General features: G+C 67.1%; 12 protein-coding genes. 8 read left to right on the forward strand and 4 right to left on the reverse strand.

All coding sequences use genetic code 11. The features are described from left to right. The first annotated feature begins 73 nt into the window (after positions 1-73). The 4 genes from BLT60_RS04015 (at position 74) to prfB (ending at position 2,859) form a co-directional block, all read left to right on the forward strand. Positions 74-982, forward strand: a complete 909-nt coding sequence (locus tag BLT60_RS04015) for a trypsin-like serine peptidase (RefSeq protein ID WP_175478288.1) — start codon at positions 74-76, stop codon at positions 980-982. Between the two features lie 99 nt (positions 983-1,081). Beyond that, positions 1,082-1,321 carry a hypothetical protein gene (locus BLT60_RS23960; protein WP_139167750.1) on the forward strand — a complete coding sequence of 80 codons (240 nt, stop codon included), beginning with the start codon at positions 1,082-1,084 and terminating at the stop codon, positions 1,319-1,321. 92 nt (positions 1,322-1,413) lie between these two features. Then, on the forward strand, positions 1,414-1,650 hold the full coding sequence (locus BLT60_RS04020) for a hypothetical protein (RefSeq protein ID WP_090874964.1): 237 nt from the start codon (positions 1,414-1,416) through the stop codon (positions 1,648-1,650). Between the two features lie 77 nt (positions 1,651-1,727). Beyond that, positions 1,728-2,859 (forward strand): peptide chain release factor 2 gene (gene prfB / locus BLT60_RS04030; RefSeq protein ID WP_139167751.1). Its coding sequence is split into 2 segments (ribosomal slippage): positions 1,728-1,796 and positions 1,798-2,859, totalling 1,131 coding nucleotides; the frame shifts between segments, so codons are not numbered across the junction. Positions 2,860-2,866: 7 nt separating this feature from the next. Here the strand turns inward: prfB and BLT60_RS04035 are convergent. Both BLT60_RS04035 and BLT60_RS04040 read right to left on the reverse strand, forming a co-directional pair. Then, entirely contained in the window at positions 2,867-4,150 is a 1,284-nt protein-coding gene (locus BLT60_RS04035; protein ID WP_090874966.1) for a M23 family metallopeptidase, read from the reverse strand. Positions 4,151-4,233: 83 nt separating this feature from the next. Then, positions 4,234-4,698: a peroxiredoxin gene (locus tag BLT60_RS04040; RefSeq protein WP_090874967.1), complete on the reverse strand. Its 465-nt coding sequence runs from the start codon at positions 4,696-4,698 to the stop codon at positions 4,234-4,236. 217 nt (positions 4,699-4,915) lie between these two features. Between BLT60_RS04040 and BLT60_RS04045 the strand changes: the two genes are divergently transcribed. After that, a complete protein-coding gene (locus BLT60_RS04045; RefSeq protein ID WP_139167752.1) occupies positions 4,916-8,311 on the forward strand; it encodes a YhdP family protein in 3,396 nt (1,131 codons plus the stop codon). Positions 8,312-8,332: 21 nt separating this feature from the next. Here the strand turns inward: BLT60_RS04045 and tyrS are convergent, their stop codons facing one another. After that, complete coding sequence (tyrS, locus tag BLT60_RS04050) at positions 8,333-9,577, reverse strand: tyrosine--tRNA ligase (protein WP_090874969.1); 1,245 nt, start codon at positions 9,575-9,577, stop codon at positions 8,333-8,335. A 202-nt stretch (positions 9,578-9,779) separates the two neighbouring features. On the opposite strand from tyrS, the gene BLT60_RS04055 reads away from it, so the two are divergent. The 3 genes from BLT60_RS04055 (at position 9,780) to BLT60_RS04065 (ending at position 14,626) form a co-directional block, all read left to right on the forward strand. Further along, positions 9,780-10,871 carry an anhydro-N-acetylmuramic acid kinase gene (locus BLT60_RS04055; RefSeq protein WP_090874970.1) on the forward strand — a complete coding sequence of 364 codons (1,092 nt, stop codon included), beginning with the start codon at positions 9,780-9,782 and terminating at the stop codon, positions 10,869-10,871. 52 nt (positions 10,872-10,923) lie between these two features. After that, on the forward strand, positions 10,924-12,822 hold the full coding sequence (locus BLT60_RS04060) for a potassium/proton antiporter (protein WP_244521142.1): 1,899 nt from the start codon (positions 10,924-10,926) through the stop codon (positions 12,820-12,822). A 130-nt stretch (positions 12,823-12,952) separates the two neighbouring features. Then, the gene (locus BLT60_RS04065; RefSeq protein ID WP_090874971.1) at positions 12,953-14,626 is read left to right on the forward strand and encodes an FAD-dependent oxidoreductase; all 1,674 of its coding nucleotides are present in this window, start codon (positions 12,953-12,955) and stop codon (positions 14,624-14,626) included. A gap of 21 nt (positions 14,627-14,647) precedes the next feature. Here BLT60_RS04065 and BLT60_RS04070 read toward each other — a convergent pair whose 3' ends face one another. Next, positions 14,648-15,301: an alpha/beta hydrolase gene (locus BLT60_RS04070; protein WP_090875722.1), complete on the reverse strand. Its 654-nt coding sequence runs from the start codon at positions 15,299-15,301 to the stop codon at positions 14,648-14,650. Positions 15,302-15,386 lie beyond the last annotated feature (85 nt).

Here is a 15,386-nt window from a genome sequence, read left to right on the forward strand (position 1 = left end):
CACGGTTTTTTTTCGTTACCTCAACACGACAATGGAGGGTTTCTTGAACCGACTTTGGCTTATCCCAGCAGCCGTGACCATCGCGCTCGCAAGCGGTCCCGGCTTTGCCCAGACAAGCGATAACGACGGCAACCGCGCCGCCCCCAATCGCGACCGGCTCAGCACCTGGTCGCCGGCGGCGATGGAGCGGGCAAAACAGGTCGTGTTGCCGAACGTCGATCCGGAGGCGGTCAAGGCCGCCGCCCGCAGCGGCCAGCGCGCCTCCCGTCCCAGCACGCCCGGCTCCAGCCCCGCCAAGGACCTGGTGTCCGATCGCGAGCGCGCGTCGGGCAACGTCTACGACAAGCCGCTCTACTGGGCCGGCAAGCTGTTCTTCCGCAACAAGGGCGAGAGCTATGTCTGCTCGGCGCAGTTCATCTCGCCGACCGTGCTGCTGACCGCCGCCCATTGCGTGCGCGATTCGGAGACCGGCGAGTGGTACGACGATGTCATCTTCGCCCTTCAGTACAAGAACGGCGAGTATTCGCAGGTCTACGACTACGTCTGCACCGCGACCAACAAGGGCTGGGTTCAGGACGGCTTCGAGAAGTACCTCTACGACTTCGCCGTCATCAAGGTCGATAAGCCCTCGAAGACCGGCTATTTCGGCACCCATTGGAACTGGGACGGCCAGTATAGCGACGTCGTGAAGATCGGTTACCCCGGCGGCGTCGAGAATGGCGAAGTCATCCAGGTCGAGAAGGGCCCGATCCAGTTCGTCGAAGGCGTCGTCCAGCTGACGCACGGCAACCCCGCCGACCAGGGCGGCTCGAGCGGTGGCGCCTGGATCGGCGCATTCTCGGGTGGCAACAATACCGACGCCAACTACATCATCAGTGTCGAGTCCTTCGGCGTCGACGGTCAGCCGGGCATCGATTACGGCCCGTATCTGAACGAGGACTTTAAGAGCCTGTTCGACTACGGCGAGAACGGCTGCCAGTAACGCCAGGCACCTGGCCACAGACACCGGGTCGCGGCGGCATCGTCGCCGTGACCCAACCGGGACGGACACGAAGGGCAGGGGCGAGATGAGGAACAGACCATGCGTCTTACAGTGCCGCTGCTTGCTGCCTGCGCGTCTTTCGCCTGCCTCGGCGCTTCGGGTGAAACCGTGACCGCCGACGACGACAAGCGGGAAAGCCAGGTCGACTCGAATGTTGCCACGCCGCAGTCGAAGGAGCGGGCAAAGGACTACTGGACGGTCGAACGGATGCGCAAGGCCAAGCCGATGCCGAGCCCGGTCCTCGATCCCGAGACGCTGAAGCCGGTCGACCCGGAATAGGCTCGGCCCCGATATCAACAATCCGACGTGCCTTCCACACGGGCGTTTTCTCGCCCGTATCGGGGATGTGCGCCCACGCCAAGGACCAACGAATGCGCTTCTCTCGCCCGCTCTCAGCCGTTGTCGCCGCGCTGGCATTGCCGCTCAGCCTCATGGCCGCAACTCCTGGCCAGGCCGCGTCGGTTGCCGCGCCCGACACGCTCTTCGCCACGCCGGACAAGACGCGATCGGCGGCCGGATACTGGACCTTCGACCGGATGGACAGGGCCAGGCCGCGGCTGCCCGATCTCCTCGATCCGGTGACGATGAAGCCAGTGCGCCGCCAATAGGCTCCTCACCGTTCGCATATTGTTTCCGGAGGCCGAGGCGGCTACATGCTGGCGTGACATTGGTACCGGAGACCTTGATGCGTACGGAAATCGAGAACGTCGTCGACGAAATCCAGCAGGGTATGAGCCTGCTGAGGAGGCATCTTTGACTGGGATACTGCCCAGGTACGCCTTGCCGAACTGAACGCGGCGGCTGAAGACCCCGAACTCTGGAATTCCCCCGACCGCGCCCAGAAGGTGATGCGGGAGCGCCAGACGCTCGCCGACCAGGTCGAGGCGGTCCAGCGGCTGGAGCAGGACCTCAGCGACCAGATCGAACTGATCGAGCTGGCCGAGGCCGAGGACGACCTCACTGTCGCCGTCGAGGCCGAGGCGGCGCTGCGCGCCCTGAAGAGCGAAGTCGAGCGTCGCGAGGTCGAAACCATGCTGTCGGGGGAGGCCGACGGCAACGACACCTATATCGAGATCCACGCCGGCGCCGGCGGCACCGAGAGCCAGGACTGGGCCGAGATGCTGATGCGCATGTACATCCGCTGGGCGGAGCGCAAGGGCTACAAGACCGAAATTCTCGAGTATCACGGCGGTGAGGAGGCGGGCATCAAGTCGGTCACCCTGATGTTCAAGGGGCCGAACGCCTATGGCTGGCTGAAGACCGAATCCGGCGTCCATCGCCTGGTCCGGATCTCCCCCTTCGACAGCAACGCCCGCCGCCACACGTCCTTCGCCAGCGCCTGGGTCTATCCGGTGGTCGACGACTCGATCGACATCGACATCAACGAATCCGACGTGCGGGTCGACACCTACCGCGCCTCCGGCGCCGGCGGCCAGCACATCAACACGACCGATTCCGCGGTCCGGTTGACCCACGAGCCGAGCGGCATCGTCGTCCAGTGCCAGAATGAGCGGTCGCAGCACAAGAACCGGGCGACGGCCTGGGGTATGCTGCGGGCGCGGCTCTACGAGGCGGAACTGGAGCGTCGCGAGGCCGAGGCCAACGCCGAGGCGGCGTCGAAGACCGACATCGGCTGGGGCCACCAGATCCGGTCCTACGTCCTGCAGCCGTACCAGCTGGTCAAGGACCTGCGCACCGGCGTCGAAAGCACGAGTCCGAAGGACGTGCTCGACGGTGCGCTCGACCCCTTCATGGAGGCGTCGCTGGCCCAGCGGGTCGGCGGCGAGCCGAAGGCCGCCGTCGAGGATCTCGAATAGGCAGGCGTCAGAGCAGAGGCGTCAGTTCAGCACCTGCCTTGATGTAGCCCATCGGATCGATAGCGCGGCCGTTGAGGCGGATCTCGTAGTGGAGATGGGGACCGGTCGATCGCCCGGTGCTGCCGATCTGGCCGATGATTGTGCCTTGCTCGACATAGGCGCCTTTCTTGACCAAGAGCTTGCTCATGTGGCCGTAGCGGGTCATCACGCCGCCGCCGTGGTCGATGACCACCATGTTGCCGTAGCCGCCGCTGTACTGGGCGGTCGTGACCTTGCCGCCGCCTGTCGCGCGGATCGGAAAACCGGTGGATGCCTTGAAGTCGATACCGGCATGCATGGCCGGACGACGGAGGAAGGGGTCGACCCGCCTGCCGAAACGGCTGGTGATCGGGGCGTTGGGGATCGGCTTGGCAAGCGGCAGGCGCGTCGCGGCGGCACGAAGCGTCGCCAGTTGTTCGATCTGGCCTTCCACCGCCTCGACATTGGCGCGGAACGCCTCGGGATCGGCGTCCTCGTCGAGCGCCAGGAAGGGACCGCCAACGGCGTCCCCACCGCCCGTATCGATCTTCGGCATCTGGCCAAGCTTGTCGAGCACGGCAGCGATCCTTGCCGAGCGCTCGGTGACTTCCGCGGCGATGTCCGTGACGTAGTCGACCTGTTCACGGGCGAGAGTGTCGATCGACGACTCGGCGGCGACGATCCGGTTGACCTCGTTCGATGCCGGCATCGGCGACGCCGTGGTGTCCCGGCGCAACTCGGCAACGGCGAGTTTCGGCGTGGTGTCGCGCGGAACGACACTGCCGGTGGTGATCGGATCGGGGTCGGCCGGATTGGTCGGCCGGGGCCGCGGCAGCGGCGCGGTGTCCTTGACCAGGCCGGAGCCGCGAATCGTCTGGCTGAGGCTGGCGATGATATCCTGGCGGGCGTCCAGCGCGGCCTGGCGCCCCAGCAACTCGGCGAGACGGCCCTCGAAGGCCTCCTGGTTGAGCAGCTGGCGGCTGGTCAGGCGGTCGATGTCCGACCGCAGCGACGCGATTCGGTCTTCATACGCCTGCTGGATCCGGGCCTGGCGGGCGAAGGAGGCAGCGAGCAGGTCGTCGCGGAAGACGAGGTAGCCGGTGGCGGCGAAGTAGAAGACGCCGAAGAGGATGCCGAAAACCCCTAGGGAAACCGCGGCCCAGGGCCTGACATGAAACTCCCGGACATCCTTTCCGCGGCCAATCAGGACGCGGAAGCGCTGTTTCCGTGGCGGGGCGGCCTTCACAAACCGGAGGGGAGTTGCAGTCGACATACGCAGTCACCATTAAATCGCTGAAACGACTGCGTAGTTAGAGCGGGTTAGGGTTAATATTCTGTTGTTGCAACCGCTCCCTTTCAAAGATTCCTGACCGCGTCGAGCACCTTGTCGACATGGCCCTTGACCCTGACGCGGGGCCAGATATTGGCGATCCGCCCGTCGGCTCCGATCAGGACGGTGGTCCGGATCAGGCCGATGGTCTTGCGGCCGTAGTTCATCTTCTCGCCCCAAGCCCCGTATCGCTCGATCACCTTGCGCTCCGGATCGGCGGCGAGGATGACCGCGAGGTCGTGCTTGGCGCTGAACTTCTGGTGCGATTCGACGGTGTCCGGAGAAACGCCGATGACGACCGCGCCGGCCGCCTCGAAGTCGGCGAGGGCGCCGGTGAAATCGATCGCCTCGGTCGTGCAGCCCGGCGTGTCGTCCCTGGGATAGAAGTAGAGCACCACCTTTCGGCCCTTGAGGTCCGCCAGGCGTACGGTTTCGCCGCCGGCGACGGGCATTTCGAAATCTGGCGCGGTGTCGCCTTCGCTGATCGTCATCGATGCCTTCCTTTCGTCGCGATTGGGTGGCTTGAGGATTGGCCCGCGTTCGAGCCCGACGCAAGGCCTTGATCGCAGACGGGTGCCGGCCGGCGAACAGGCGCCACGGCCGGGCGGCCCGGGCAAACTAACGCTTGCGCTGATGCCGGGAAGCGCGGAGCATCCCATTGATCGCGGCCTTGCGGTCGCGCCGCCGACGAGCTTTCCAGTTCAGCCCATGCGTTTCACGCGAACCTCCGAAGTCCCTGCCGGCGCACCGCCGGGGGCGGCCGGTGGCCTGTCGCACGGCGTAAGGATCGGCCTCCTGGTCCTCGCCGCCCTGGTCGGTGTCGCCGTTTTCGTGGTCGTCGCCGCGGTGGCGGTGGTCATGTCCGGCCCGACCGAACTCGGGTTCGTCCGGGATCGCTACGAGGCGACGCTGCAGGATCAACTGGGCGACGACTATCGCGTGACGGTGGCGCGGGCGGTGGTCGATGTCGATCCCGCCCTCGGCCTCGTCCTCGATATCGCGGACACGGCGGTGGCCGATCGCGCTGGCGTCGTCGTCGCCGCGGTGCCGCGAACCCGGATTGCCGTCGATCCCACCGCGCTATTCGGCGTGCGGGTCTCGGTGACCGCGGTCGAACTTCACGATGTGGCGCTGTCGCTGGTCCGTTCGATGGCCGGCGAGGTCTATCTAGGAGACGAGGCGACGACCACGTCGACGGCGTTGGCGGCGAAGGCGATCCCGGCGACCGCGGATCGATCGGGACCGGATGGCGGGTTCCCCGAACTGACAGCGATCCTCCAGATCGTCGATCAGGGGCTGGCGCTGCCGCTCGATCTGGCGATCAGCGCCGGGTTCCGGAACCTCACCCTGGTCGACGGAACCATCACCGTCTGGGACGCGGTCAACCAGCGGGAGCGGCGTTTCGGCGAGACCGATTTCGACCTGGTGATCAATGCGGAGAGCCGCGGCCTGACCGCCACCATCGCGACCTCCGGCTATGCCGGTCGATGGAGCGGAACGCTTGAGCGAACCGAGGATCAGCGCGACGGCACGCACGCCCTGTCCGGCGTCTTCTCGCAACTGACGCTCGCCGATCTCTTTCCCGGATTCGGCGGCTCGGAAGGCTCGGCCTCCGCCGATATTCCCCTCTACGGCCGCGCCAATGTCGGCTTCGACAGCGACGGCGCGGTTGCCTCGGCGACCCTCAGGCTCGATGTCGGGGCCGGCGTCTTCTCGACAGGCAGCGAGGACGAAAGCGTCCTCCTCGACGAGGCGACCCTGAAGCTCGACTGGGACGTCGCCAACCGGATCATCGTGGTCGAACCGTCGCCGGTCTTCTTCGGCGAGACGCGCGGGATTGCGACGGGGTGGGTGCGGCCGGCGGGCGGGACCGGTGGCGGTCGCTACGCCTTCGACATCCAGTCGCGCGGCGCGGTGCTTGCCGCCAAGGATGCCAATGCGCCGCCGATCGTCGCCGAGCGGCTGGGCATCTCCGGCATTCTCGACCTGCCGGGCCGGCTCCTCGACATCGAGGACCTTTCGGTCCAGTCGGCCAGCGGATCGATGACGCTCGCGGGGACGGTGGGTTTCGAGGAGGAGGGGACGTCGCTGGCGCTTGCCGCGTCGCTTTCGCCAATGCCGGTCGCGACCCTGAAGCAGATGTGGGTGCCATTTCTGGCGCCTGGCGCGCGGCGCTGGGTCCTGGCCAACATCACCGGCGGGGCCATCGAATCCGGTCAGTTCGAAGCGACGGTGCCGCCGGGCGTGCTGGACGCCACTCATCCGCAGATGCCCGACGACGGACTGAAACTCGATCTCGCGCTCAAGGACGTGTCCTTCCGGACGCTGGGCGGTCTGCCGCCGGTCGTCGGTGCTTCCGGGCATGCGGTGCTGTCCGGCAGCACCTTTGGCCTCGACGTCGCGGCGGCGCGGGTCGCTCTTGCCTCGGGGGATACGGTGACGATCGATGCCGGGGCCTTCGCGATCGATGACGTGTTCGCCCCGTCGCCGGTCGGCGTCGTCGAACTGGAGCTGTCGGGCTCCGCGTCCGGACTTGGCGAAATCGCCGATGCGGAACCGTTGAAGGTGCTCGCCCATCGCGACCTGTCCCCCGGCGATCTGTCGGGACAGGCGACCGCCGCGATTTCACTGCGCCTGCCGCTCGACCTGCCGGAGGAAGAGCTCGGCGACGCGATGGAATGGAAGGTGACGGTTGTCGGCGAGGGGCTGGCCAGCAAACGGCCGATCGAAGGCCGGACCTTTGCCGATGCCGATGTGACGCTGGTCGTCACCGATGACAATTTCGCGGCGAGCGGCACGGCGACGATCGACGGCGTGCGCGCCGATGTCAGCTTTTCGCAGCCGCTCGGCAGCGGCGGCGAGTCGAGCGGACGCGGCCAGCAACTGGCGCGGCTCTCCCTCGACAAGGCGGCGCGGGAGAAGTTGGGGCTCTCCCTCGACGATATTCTCGGCGGCACGGTGAATACCCAGATCAGCAGCCTCGCGGACGGCGCCGGCGATCACTACGATCTCGACCTGGCGCCGGCGCGGCTGACCATCCCCGGCCTTGGCTGGACCAAGGGTATCGGCGTGCCGGCAACGCTCTCCTTCGACCTTGTCCCGGCTGAGGACGGCCAGGCGGTCGAGAATATCGTCCTCGAAGGGGAGGGGTTCGGGTTCGCCGGCTCGGCGCGCATCGACGCGCAGGGCAACCTGGTGTCCGCCGACATCGACCGGTTTGCCCTGCGGCCCGACGACTCTGTCGCCTTCACGCTCGCAGCGACACCGACCGGCTACGCGATCAAGGCCTCCGGCGCCTCCTTCGACGTGCGCGGCGTCATTTCCGAGGCGACAGGAACCGGAAGCGGCGGCGGTGGCGATCCGCCCGACATCGCGATCGAGGCGGATATCGCCCGGATCGTCGGCTTCAACGGCGAGACACTGCGGGGCGGCAAGGTGACCTTCATCGCGACGCGCGGCCTGCCGGTCAGGATCGCCGTGTCGGGATCGCTGGACGGCGCACCGGTCACCGTGGACTACACCGACAGCGGTCGAGGCGCATCGCTGCGCGCCAGCGCGGGCGCCGGCGACCTCCTGCGCTTCCTCGATGTCTACACGCGGATCGACGGGGGCCTGCTGACGATCGCGGCGCAGAGCAACGGGCGGTCCGCGCCACTTGCCGGCGAGGCATCGATCGCCAACTTCGACATCCTCAACGAGCCGGCGGTCAAGCAGGCGATCTCGACCGCGCCGGCCCGGCAGCCCATCGATCCAAGCCGGCTGCGTATCGAGCAGATGGTGGCGCGGTTCCAGCTGGCCGGCGATATCCTGACCATCGACGAGGCCCTGCTGCGCGGCCAGACGCTGGGCGCGACCTTCAGCGGGCTGATCGACATGGCGCGCTCGCAGGTGAAGATCAACGGCACGTATCTCCCGGCTTACGCGCTCAACAACGCCTTCGGTCGGGTGCCGCTGATCGGCCTGGTGCTTGGCGGCGGCGATCGCGGCGGGCTGATCGGCGTCACCTTTCGGGTCGAGGGCTCGCTCGACGGCCCGCGGGTCTACTTCAACCCGCTGTCGGCGGTGGCGCCGGGCATCTTCCGGAAGATCTTCGAGTTCCGGTAAGCCGGTCGCGCCGGTCCTTGCCTATTCGGGCCGGACCAGCACGTGCTTCTTGCGGCCATGGGAGAGCTTGACCGTTCCGTCGACGAGGGCGTCGGCGGTGACGACCGCCTTCTCGTCCGTGACCGGGGCATCGTTGATGCGGAGGCCGCCGCCGCGAATGGCGCGGCGGGCCTCGCCATTCGACGACGCAAGGCCGGCCTCGACGAACAAGCCGAGGACGGCGATCCCGGCGTCGAGATCGGCCGCGGCCACGGTGATGGTCGGCAGGGCCGCGGCGACCGCACCTTCCTCGAACGTGCGGCGCGCCGCGTCGGAAGCCTCGGCCGCCGCCTCGGGGCCGTGCAGCAGCGCCGTCGCCTCGGTGGCGAGGACCTTCTTGGCCTCGTTGATCTCGGCGCCGCCAAGCGCCTCGAGCCGGGCGATCTCGTCGAGCGGCAATTCGGTGAACAGCTTGAGGAAGCGGCCGACATCGGCGTCCTCGGTGTTGCGCCAGAACTGCCAGTACTCATAGGGCGAGACCAGGTCGGCATTGAGCCAGACGGCGCCCGACGCGGTCTTGCCCATCTTGGCGCCGGAGGAGGTGGTGATCAGCGGCGAGGTGAGGGCGAAGAGCTCGACATTCTCCATGCGGCGGCCGAGGTCGATGCCGGCGACGATGTTGCCCCACTGGTCGGACCCGCCGAGCTGGAGCCGGCAGCCGACCCGGCGCGCCAGTTCGACGAAGTCGTAGCCCTGGAGGATCATGTAGTTGAATTCGAGGAAGGAAAGATGCTGCTCACGCTCAAGCCGCAGCTTGACCGAGTCGCGCTGGATCATCTGGTTGACCGAGACGTGGCGGCCGACGTCGCGCAGGAAATCGATGTAGTTGAGGCCGAGCAGCCAGTCGGCGTTATCGACCATCAGGGCATCGCCCGGTCCGTCGCCGAAATCGAGAAAGCGGTCGAAGACCGTGCGGATACCGTTCTTGTTGGCCGCGATCTCGGTGTCGGTCAGCACCTTGCGGCTCTCGTCCTTGCCGGTCGGATCGCCGACTCGGGTGGTGCCGCTGCCCATCAGGGCGATCGGCTTGTGCCCGGTCTTCTGCATCCAGCGCAGCTTCATGATCTGCAGCAGGCTGCCGACATGGAGGCTGGAGGCGGTGCAGTCGAAGCCGATATAGCCGGAGACCGGCCCCTCGATGGCGAGCGCGTCGAGCCCGGCGGGGTCGGAGCATTGATGGATGAAGCCGCGTTCTTCGAAAACGCGCAAGAAGTCTGACTTGAACACTGGACTGGTATCCCGACGGGTATGGACGTGAGGCGCCTCGCCGCGACCGTGAGGCCGCGATGGAGACGATCGGCGAAAGCCGTATAACAGGCCGCGTCGGGGATTTCACTTGCCGCGATTCCCGCTTTTCCGCTCTTTGGGGCCGGAAGGACGCACGGGGCGGCGTTCAGGATCGATTTTCAGGCGGACGGGACCAGGGCCAATGCAGACGGTAATCGGAATGATGAGCGGCACGTCGATGGACGGCGTCGACGCGGCGGTGCTGGTGACCGACGGCGAGACGATCGAGCGTTTTGGGCCGACGCTCTTCCGGCCTTATGACGCAGCCGAACGCGCCGTCCTCCGCCGTGCCCTAGCCGAGGCGCGAAGCCTCGACGACCGCACCGCCCGGCCGGGCGCCCTTGCCGAGGCCGAGACGATCGTCACGGACGCCCATGCCGACGCGGCGGAGAAGCTGCTGGCGGCCAATCCCGGCCTCACCGCCGATCTCGTCGGCTTCCACGGCCAGACCGTGTTCCACGCCCCGGATCGCCTGCTCACCGTGCAGATCGGCGACGGGGCGGCGCTTGCGCGGCGACTGGGCGTGCCGGTGGTGTTTGATTTCCGCGCCGCGGATATTGCGGCGGGCGGCGAGGGCGCGCCCTTCGTCCCCCTTTATCACCAGGCGCTGGCCCGCATGGCCGGGCTGAAAGGCAACATCGTCATCGCCAATATCGGCGGCGTCGGCAACATCACCCGCATCGGGGCCGACGGCAGCATCGCGGCCGGCGATACGGGGCCGGGCAATGCGTTGATCGACGATCTGGTCGCCAGCCGTACGGGCGCCACGATGGATGAGGGGGGGCGGCTGGCGGCGAAGGGCGAGGTCGACGAGCTCGCCCTGTCGGCGCTGATGGCCGACCCGTGGTTTCTCGAACCCTTGCCGAAGTCGGTCGATCGCGATGCCTTCTCGCCGGCGCCGGTCCACCTGATGCCGGTCGAGGACGGCGCCGCGACGCTGGCCGCCTTCACGGCGTCGTCGATGGCTGGCGCGATCGCCAATGCCGGCGGCGCCGACGTCATCGTGGTCTCCGGCGGCGGCGCGCACAATCCGACGATTGTTGCGATGCTGGCGGAAGCGACAGAGTCGGACGTCAGGCTGGCGACCGATCTCGGCTGGGACGGCGACTTTGTCGAGGCACAGGCCTTCGCCTTCCTGGCGGCGCGCAGCGTCGCCGGGCTGCCGCTCAGCCTGCCGGAAACCACCGGCGTGCCCGAGCCGATGCGGGGCGGCGTACTCGTTCGGCCCGACTAGCGACCCAATCGCCGGATAGTATCGTTCGAACAGGTTTCCCTGGAGTTCGTTGGTGCTCGAGTCGCTGAACATTGCCATCTTCATTGGATCCGCCCTCGTGATGGTGGCGGTGCTGACCAGCCTTGTCAGCTTTCGCTTTGGCGCGCCGCTGCTGCTTGTCTTCCTGATTGTCGGCCTGCTGGCCGGCGAGGATGGCCCGCTGGGGATCGATTTCGACAATGCCGGGGTGGCGTTCTTCGTCGGCGCCATCGCGCTCGCCATCATCCTCTTCGATGCCGGATTCGAAACGCGGGTGGCGACCCTGCGGGTGGCGGCCGGGCCGGCGGCGGTCCTTTCGACAGTCGGAGTCGTGCTGACCGCCCTGATGGTCGGCTTCGTCGCGCAATACCTCTTCGGCATCCCGTTCTTCGCCGGCGTCCTGCTCGGCGCCATCGTCGCGCCGACCGATGCCGCGGCGGTGTTTTTCCTGTTGCGGGTCGGCGGCATCACGCTGCGCGATCGCGTCCGGTCGACGCTCGAGGTGGAATCCGGCTCGAACGATCCGATATCGATCTTCCTCACGCTCGTCCTTGTCGAGTGGATGGTCGGCGGCGCGGTGACCGACGGCCTGACCGGCGAGATCGCCGTCCGCTTCCTCTTGCAGATCGGGCTGGGAACCGTGGCCGGTCTCGCCGGCGGCTGGGTGATTGCCCAGATCGTCAACCGCGCGCAACTCGAGCCGGCCCTTTACCCGATCATCGTCATTGCCGCCGCACTTGCCGTTTTTGCGCTCACCGGCATGATCGGCGGCAGCGGCTTCCTCGCCGTCTATCTGGCCGGCATCGTGGCGGGGAACACCCGGATACGGCACGCGCTGGCGCTTCGGCGGTTCCAGCAGGGCACCACCTGGCTCAGCCAGATCGCCATGTTCCTGACCCTCGGCCTGCTCGCCACGCCGTCGCAGTTTCCCGCGATCGTGCTGCCGGCGATCGCACTCGCCGCCTTCCTGACCTTCGTCGCGCGGCCGGTCGCCGTGTGGCTGTGCCTGCTGCCCTTCGGCTTCAGCCGCAACGAGATCGCCTTCGTGTCATGGGTCGGATTGCGCGGCGCGGTGTCCATCCTCCTCGCCATCCTGCCGGTGATCGGCCGGCTCCCCGACGCCCAGGCGATCTTCAATACCGCCTTCATCGTCGTCCTCGCCTCGCTTGTCGTGCAGGGATGGTCGATCGGGGCTGTCGGCCGTTTCCTGGGCATGGTGGTGCCGGCGCGCTTCGGCCCCGTCGAACGGATCGAGCTGGAACTGCCGGGACGCGGAGACCACGAGATCGTCGCCTATGTTGTTCACCCGGAGAGCCCCGTGGCCAACGGGCAGCGCATCCCGCGTTGGGCGCGCCCGGCGCTGATCGTGCGTGGCGGCCGGTCGTTGCGGCCGGACCGGGCAGGGCGTCCCCAGGCCGGCGACCACATCTATGTGCTGACCACCGCGAACTTCATCCGCCTGCTCGATGGCCTGTTCGCAGGACCTGTCGAGGGGGCGGGCGACCCGGATCTCTATGGTGAGTTTTCAATCGGCCCCGACACCAGCCTGGCGGAACTGGCGACGCTCTACGATCTGCCGATGGACAAGGAGAACGGTGACATCACCGTCGGCGAGATGCTGCGGCGCGAACTGGCGGGCAACATCGAACACGGCGACCGGGTCGCCTATGGCCGGATCGACCTGATCGTCCGAAGTGTCGACGACGATCACCGGATCGTCGAAGTCGGGCTGGCGCTGGAGCAATCGACGCGCGCGGCGCCGCGGATTCCGATCTTCCAGGATCGGCGCGAGATCGCGGCCCTGTTCAGACGGGGGCGGATGAGACTCCGCCGACGCGGGATGGGAGACGCCGGTGCTTTGTCGACAAGCGATCCGGAGCCGGCGGAGGAGACGCCCGACGACCCGTCCGGGGACGGCAACGGGAGGCCGTGAAACGGTCGGGTTGCAGCGGCCCCAGTCGGGCGTCGGACAGCCGGCTTTGCTATTATTGTTCCGGCTCGTCCACCGTGCGACAGTAGAGGGGGATTGCACGGCAGCTCGTCTCAGATTTCGCCGAGGATTCATGCTGACAACCGACGAACTGGCCGCGTTTCCGGTCTTCTCCGGTCTTCGGCCTGACCAGCTTGGCGAGGTCACCAAGCACGCGGCCGATATCGTGGTCGGGTCCGGACAGTATGTCGTTCACGACGGCGACGAGGCGGCATTCTACCTCGTGATTTCCGGCGTTCTGGAGGTTGTCCAGGCAATCGACGGAGTCGAAAAGAAATTCGGTGAACGGCGGGCCGGAACGATGTTCGGTGAAATCCCGCTGACATTCGGCATGGACTTCCAGTGGGCCGCCAGGGCCCTTGGCCCGACGCGCGTGCTTCGCCTGGACGCCCGGCACTACCACGCGCTTGCCGGTGAGGCGCCGGAGTTCGCGAAGACCGTGCGCGAAAGCGCCGAGTATCGCGTCGGCGGGCCCAAGGGAATGAAGAGCCTCGTCGCCGAACGACGACCGCCGCAGGTGACCATGGCCGGACACCGCTACGACGCGACCTGCGTCGCGCTCCGCAGTTTCCTTGCCAGGAACCAGATTCATTTCGAGGGGGTCGACGTCGACGAGCCTGGCTTCATGGACCGGTGGCAGGCCCCGATGCCCGCGGAGGCCGACCTGCCGGCCTTCCGCCTGGCTGACGGGACCATCCTGGCGAAGCCGCCGGCGCGCCTGCTTGCGGAGCGGCTGGGGCTGCAGACCGTGCCGGTGATGATGGATTATGACACGGTGGTTGTCGGCGGTGGGCCGGCGGGACTTGCAGCGGCCGTCTATGGAGCATCCGAGGGGCTGCGAACGCTGGTGATCGAGCGGGAGGCGCCCGGCGGACAAGCCGGTACGTCCTCGCGGATCGAGAACTACCTCGGGTTCCCGAACGGCATCTCCGGTGACGACCTGGCGAGCCGGGCCCTCCGCCAGGCGAAGCGCCTGGGTGCGGAAATCCTGATCACGCGCCACATCGAGAAGATCGACGCCGACACCCGCGCCATTCATCTCGATTGCGGGGATGTTGTCCGGACGCGGACGATCGTCCTGGCCACCGGCGTGAGCTGGCGGCGGTTGACTATCGAAGGCTTCGATCGCCTGACCGGCAAGGGGATCTATTACGGGGCGGCGCGGAGCGAAGCGAGCCTGATGCAGGGCCTCGACGTCCATCTCATCGGCGCCGGAAACTCTGCGGGCCAGGCAGCGATGTTCTTCGCCAATCACGCGCGCAGCGTCACGCTGCTGGTCCGCGGCCAGTCACTCGAGAAGAGCATGTCCCGGTATCTGATCGATCAGGTAAGGGAGAAATCGAATATCAAGGTGGCGCTGGGTTGCGAGGTCGGGGGCGTCCACGGCGACAACCACCTGACCGACATCGACATCGTCGACCGCACCTGCGGCGGTGTGCGACGCGAAACCTGTGGCGGGCTGTTTGTCTTCATCGGCGCGGACGCGGAAACCGGATGGCTGCCGGCCGGGATCGCCCGGAACGAGAGGGGCTATGTTCTCACTGGCCCCGACCTTCTTCGGGCCGGGCACTGGTCGCTCGACCGCGATCCCTATCTCCTCGAGACCAGCGTGCCCGGCATTTTCGCGGCAGGCGACGTTCGCCTCGGGCCGGTCAAGCGTGTGGCTTCGGCCGTCGGCGAGGGCAGCATGGCCATCGCATTCATTCACCAGTATCTGCGCGACCTGAGCGGTGCGGGAGCGTCCTGAGACGCCCCCGCAGGCGCCAGCTCAGGCGGCGTCGATCATCGCCTGGCGCATGTCGACATAGTTGGCGCAGATGCCGAGAAGCTCGTCGACATGGTTCTCGAAGAAGTGGTTGGCGCCAGGCACGATCTGCTGGTCGATCTTGATGCCCTTCTGGGTCTTCAGCTTGTCGACCAGCGCCTGGACATCCTTCTGCGGAACGACGCGGTCGGCGTCGCCGTGAACGATCAGGCCCGACGAGGGGCAGGGCGCGAGGAAGGTGAAGTCGTGCAGGTTGGCCGGCGGGGCGATCGAGATGAAACCCTCGACTTCCGGCCGGCGCATCAGCAACTGCATGCCGATCCAAGCGCCGAACGAAAAGCCGGCCACCCAGCAGCCGCGGGCATCGGTGTGGACCGACTGGATCCAGTCGAGCGCCGCTGCGGCATCCGACAACTCGCCGGCGCCGTGGTCGAACTCGCCCTGGCTGCGGCCGACGCCGCGGAAATTGAAGCGGAGGACCGCGAAGCCGCGCTTCGAGAACATGTAGAAGAGCTGATAGATCACCTGGTTGTTCATCGTCCCGCCAAACGCCGGATGCGGATGGAGGATGATAGCGATCGGCGCGTTCTTCTGCTTGGCGGGCTGGAAACGCCCTTCGAGGCGGCCGGAGGGACCGGTGAAAATGACTTCGGGCATGTCTGGTCGGTTTCTCTCTTTATTGCCGCCGCGAAGGCGAAGCTGCGCAGGCTTCCGGCCGCTGATGCCGGGCCGCGCGTGAAGC

Source organism: Bauldia litoralis (assembly GCF_900104485.1).
GTDB classification, from domain to species: Bacteria; Pseudomonadota; Alphaproteobacteria; order Rhizobiales; family Kaistiaceae; genus Bauldia; species Bauldia litoralis.

Bases quoted from the DNA above. Each gene is read 5' to 3' on its own strand.
- BLT60_RS04020 (WP_090874964.1), top strand. From the start codon at position 1,414: ATGCGCTTCTCTCGCCCGCTCTCAGCCGTTGTCGCCGCGCTGGCATTG.
- BLT60_RS04040 (WP_090874967.1), bottom strand. From the start codon at position 4,698: ATGACGATCAGCGAAGGCGACACCGCGCCAGATTTCGAAATGCCCGTC.
- BLT60_RS04065 (WP_090874971.1), top strand. From the start codon at position 12,953: ATGCTGACAACCGACGAACTGGCCGCGTTTCCGGTCTTCTCCGGTCTT.
- BLT60_RS04035 (WP_090874966.1), bottom strand. From the start codon at position 4,150: ATGTCGACTGCAACTCCCCTCCGGTTTGTGAAGGCCGCCCCGCCACGG.
- BLT60_RS04070 (WP_090875722.1), bottom strand. From the start codon at position 15,301: ATGCCCGAAGTCATTTTCACCGGTCCCTCCGGCCGCCTCGAAGGGCGT.
- BLT60_RS04045 (WP_139167752.1), top strand. From the start codon at position 4,916: ATGCGTTTCACGCGAACCTCCGAAGTCCCTGCCGGCGCACCGCCGGGG.
- BLT60_RS04055 (WP_090874970.1), top strand. From the start codon at position 9,780: ATGCAGACGGTAATCGGAATGATGAGCGGCACGTCGATGGACGGCGTC.
- BLT60_RS23960 (WP_139167750.1), top strand. From the start codon at position 1,082: ATGCGTCTTACAGTGCCGCTGCTTGCTGCCTGCGCGTCTTTCGCCTGC.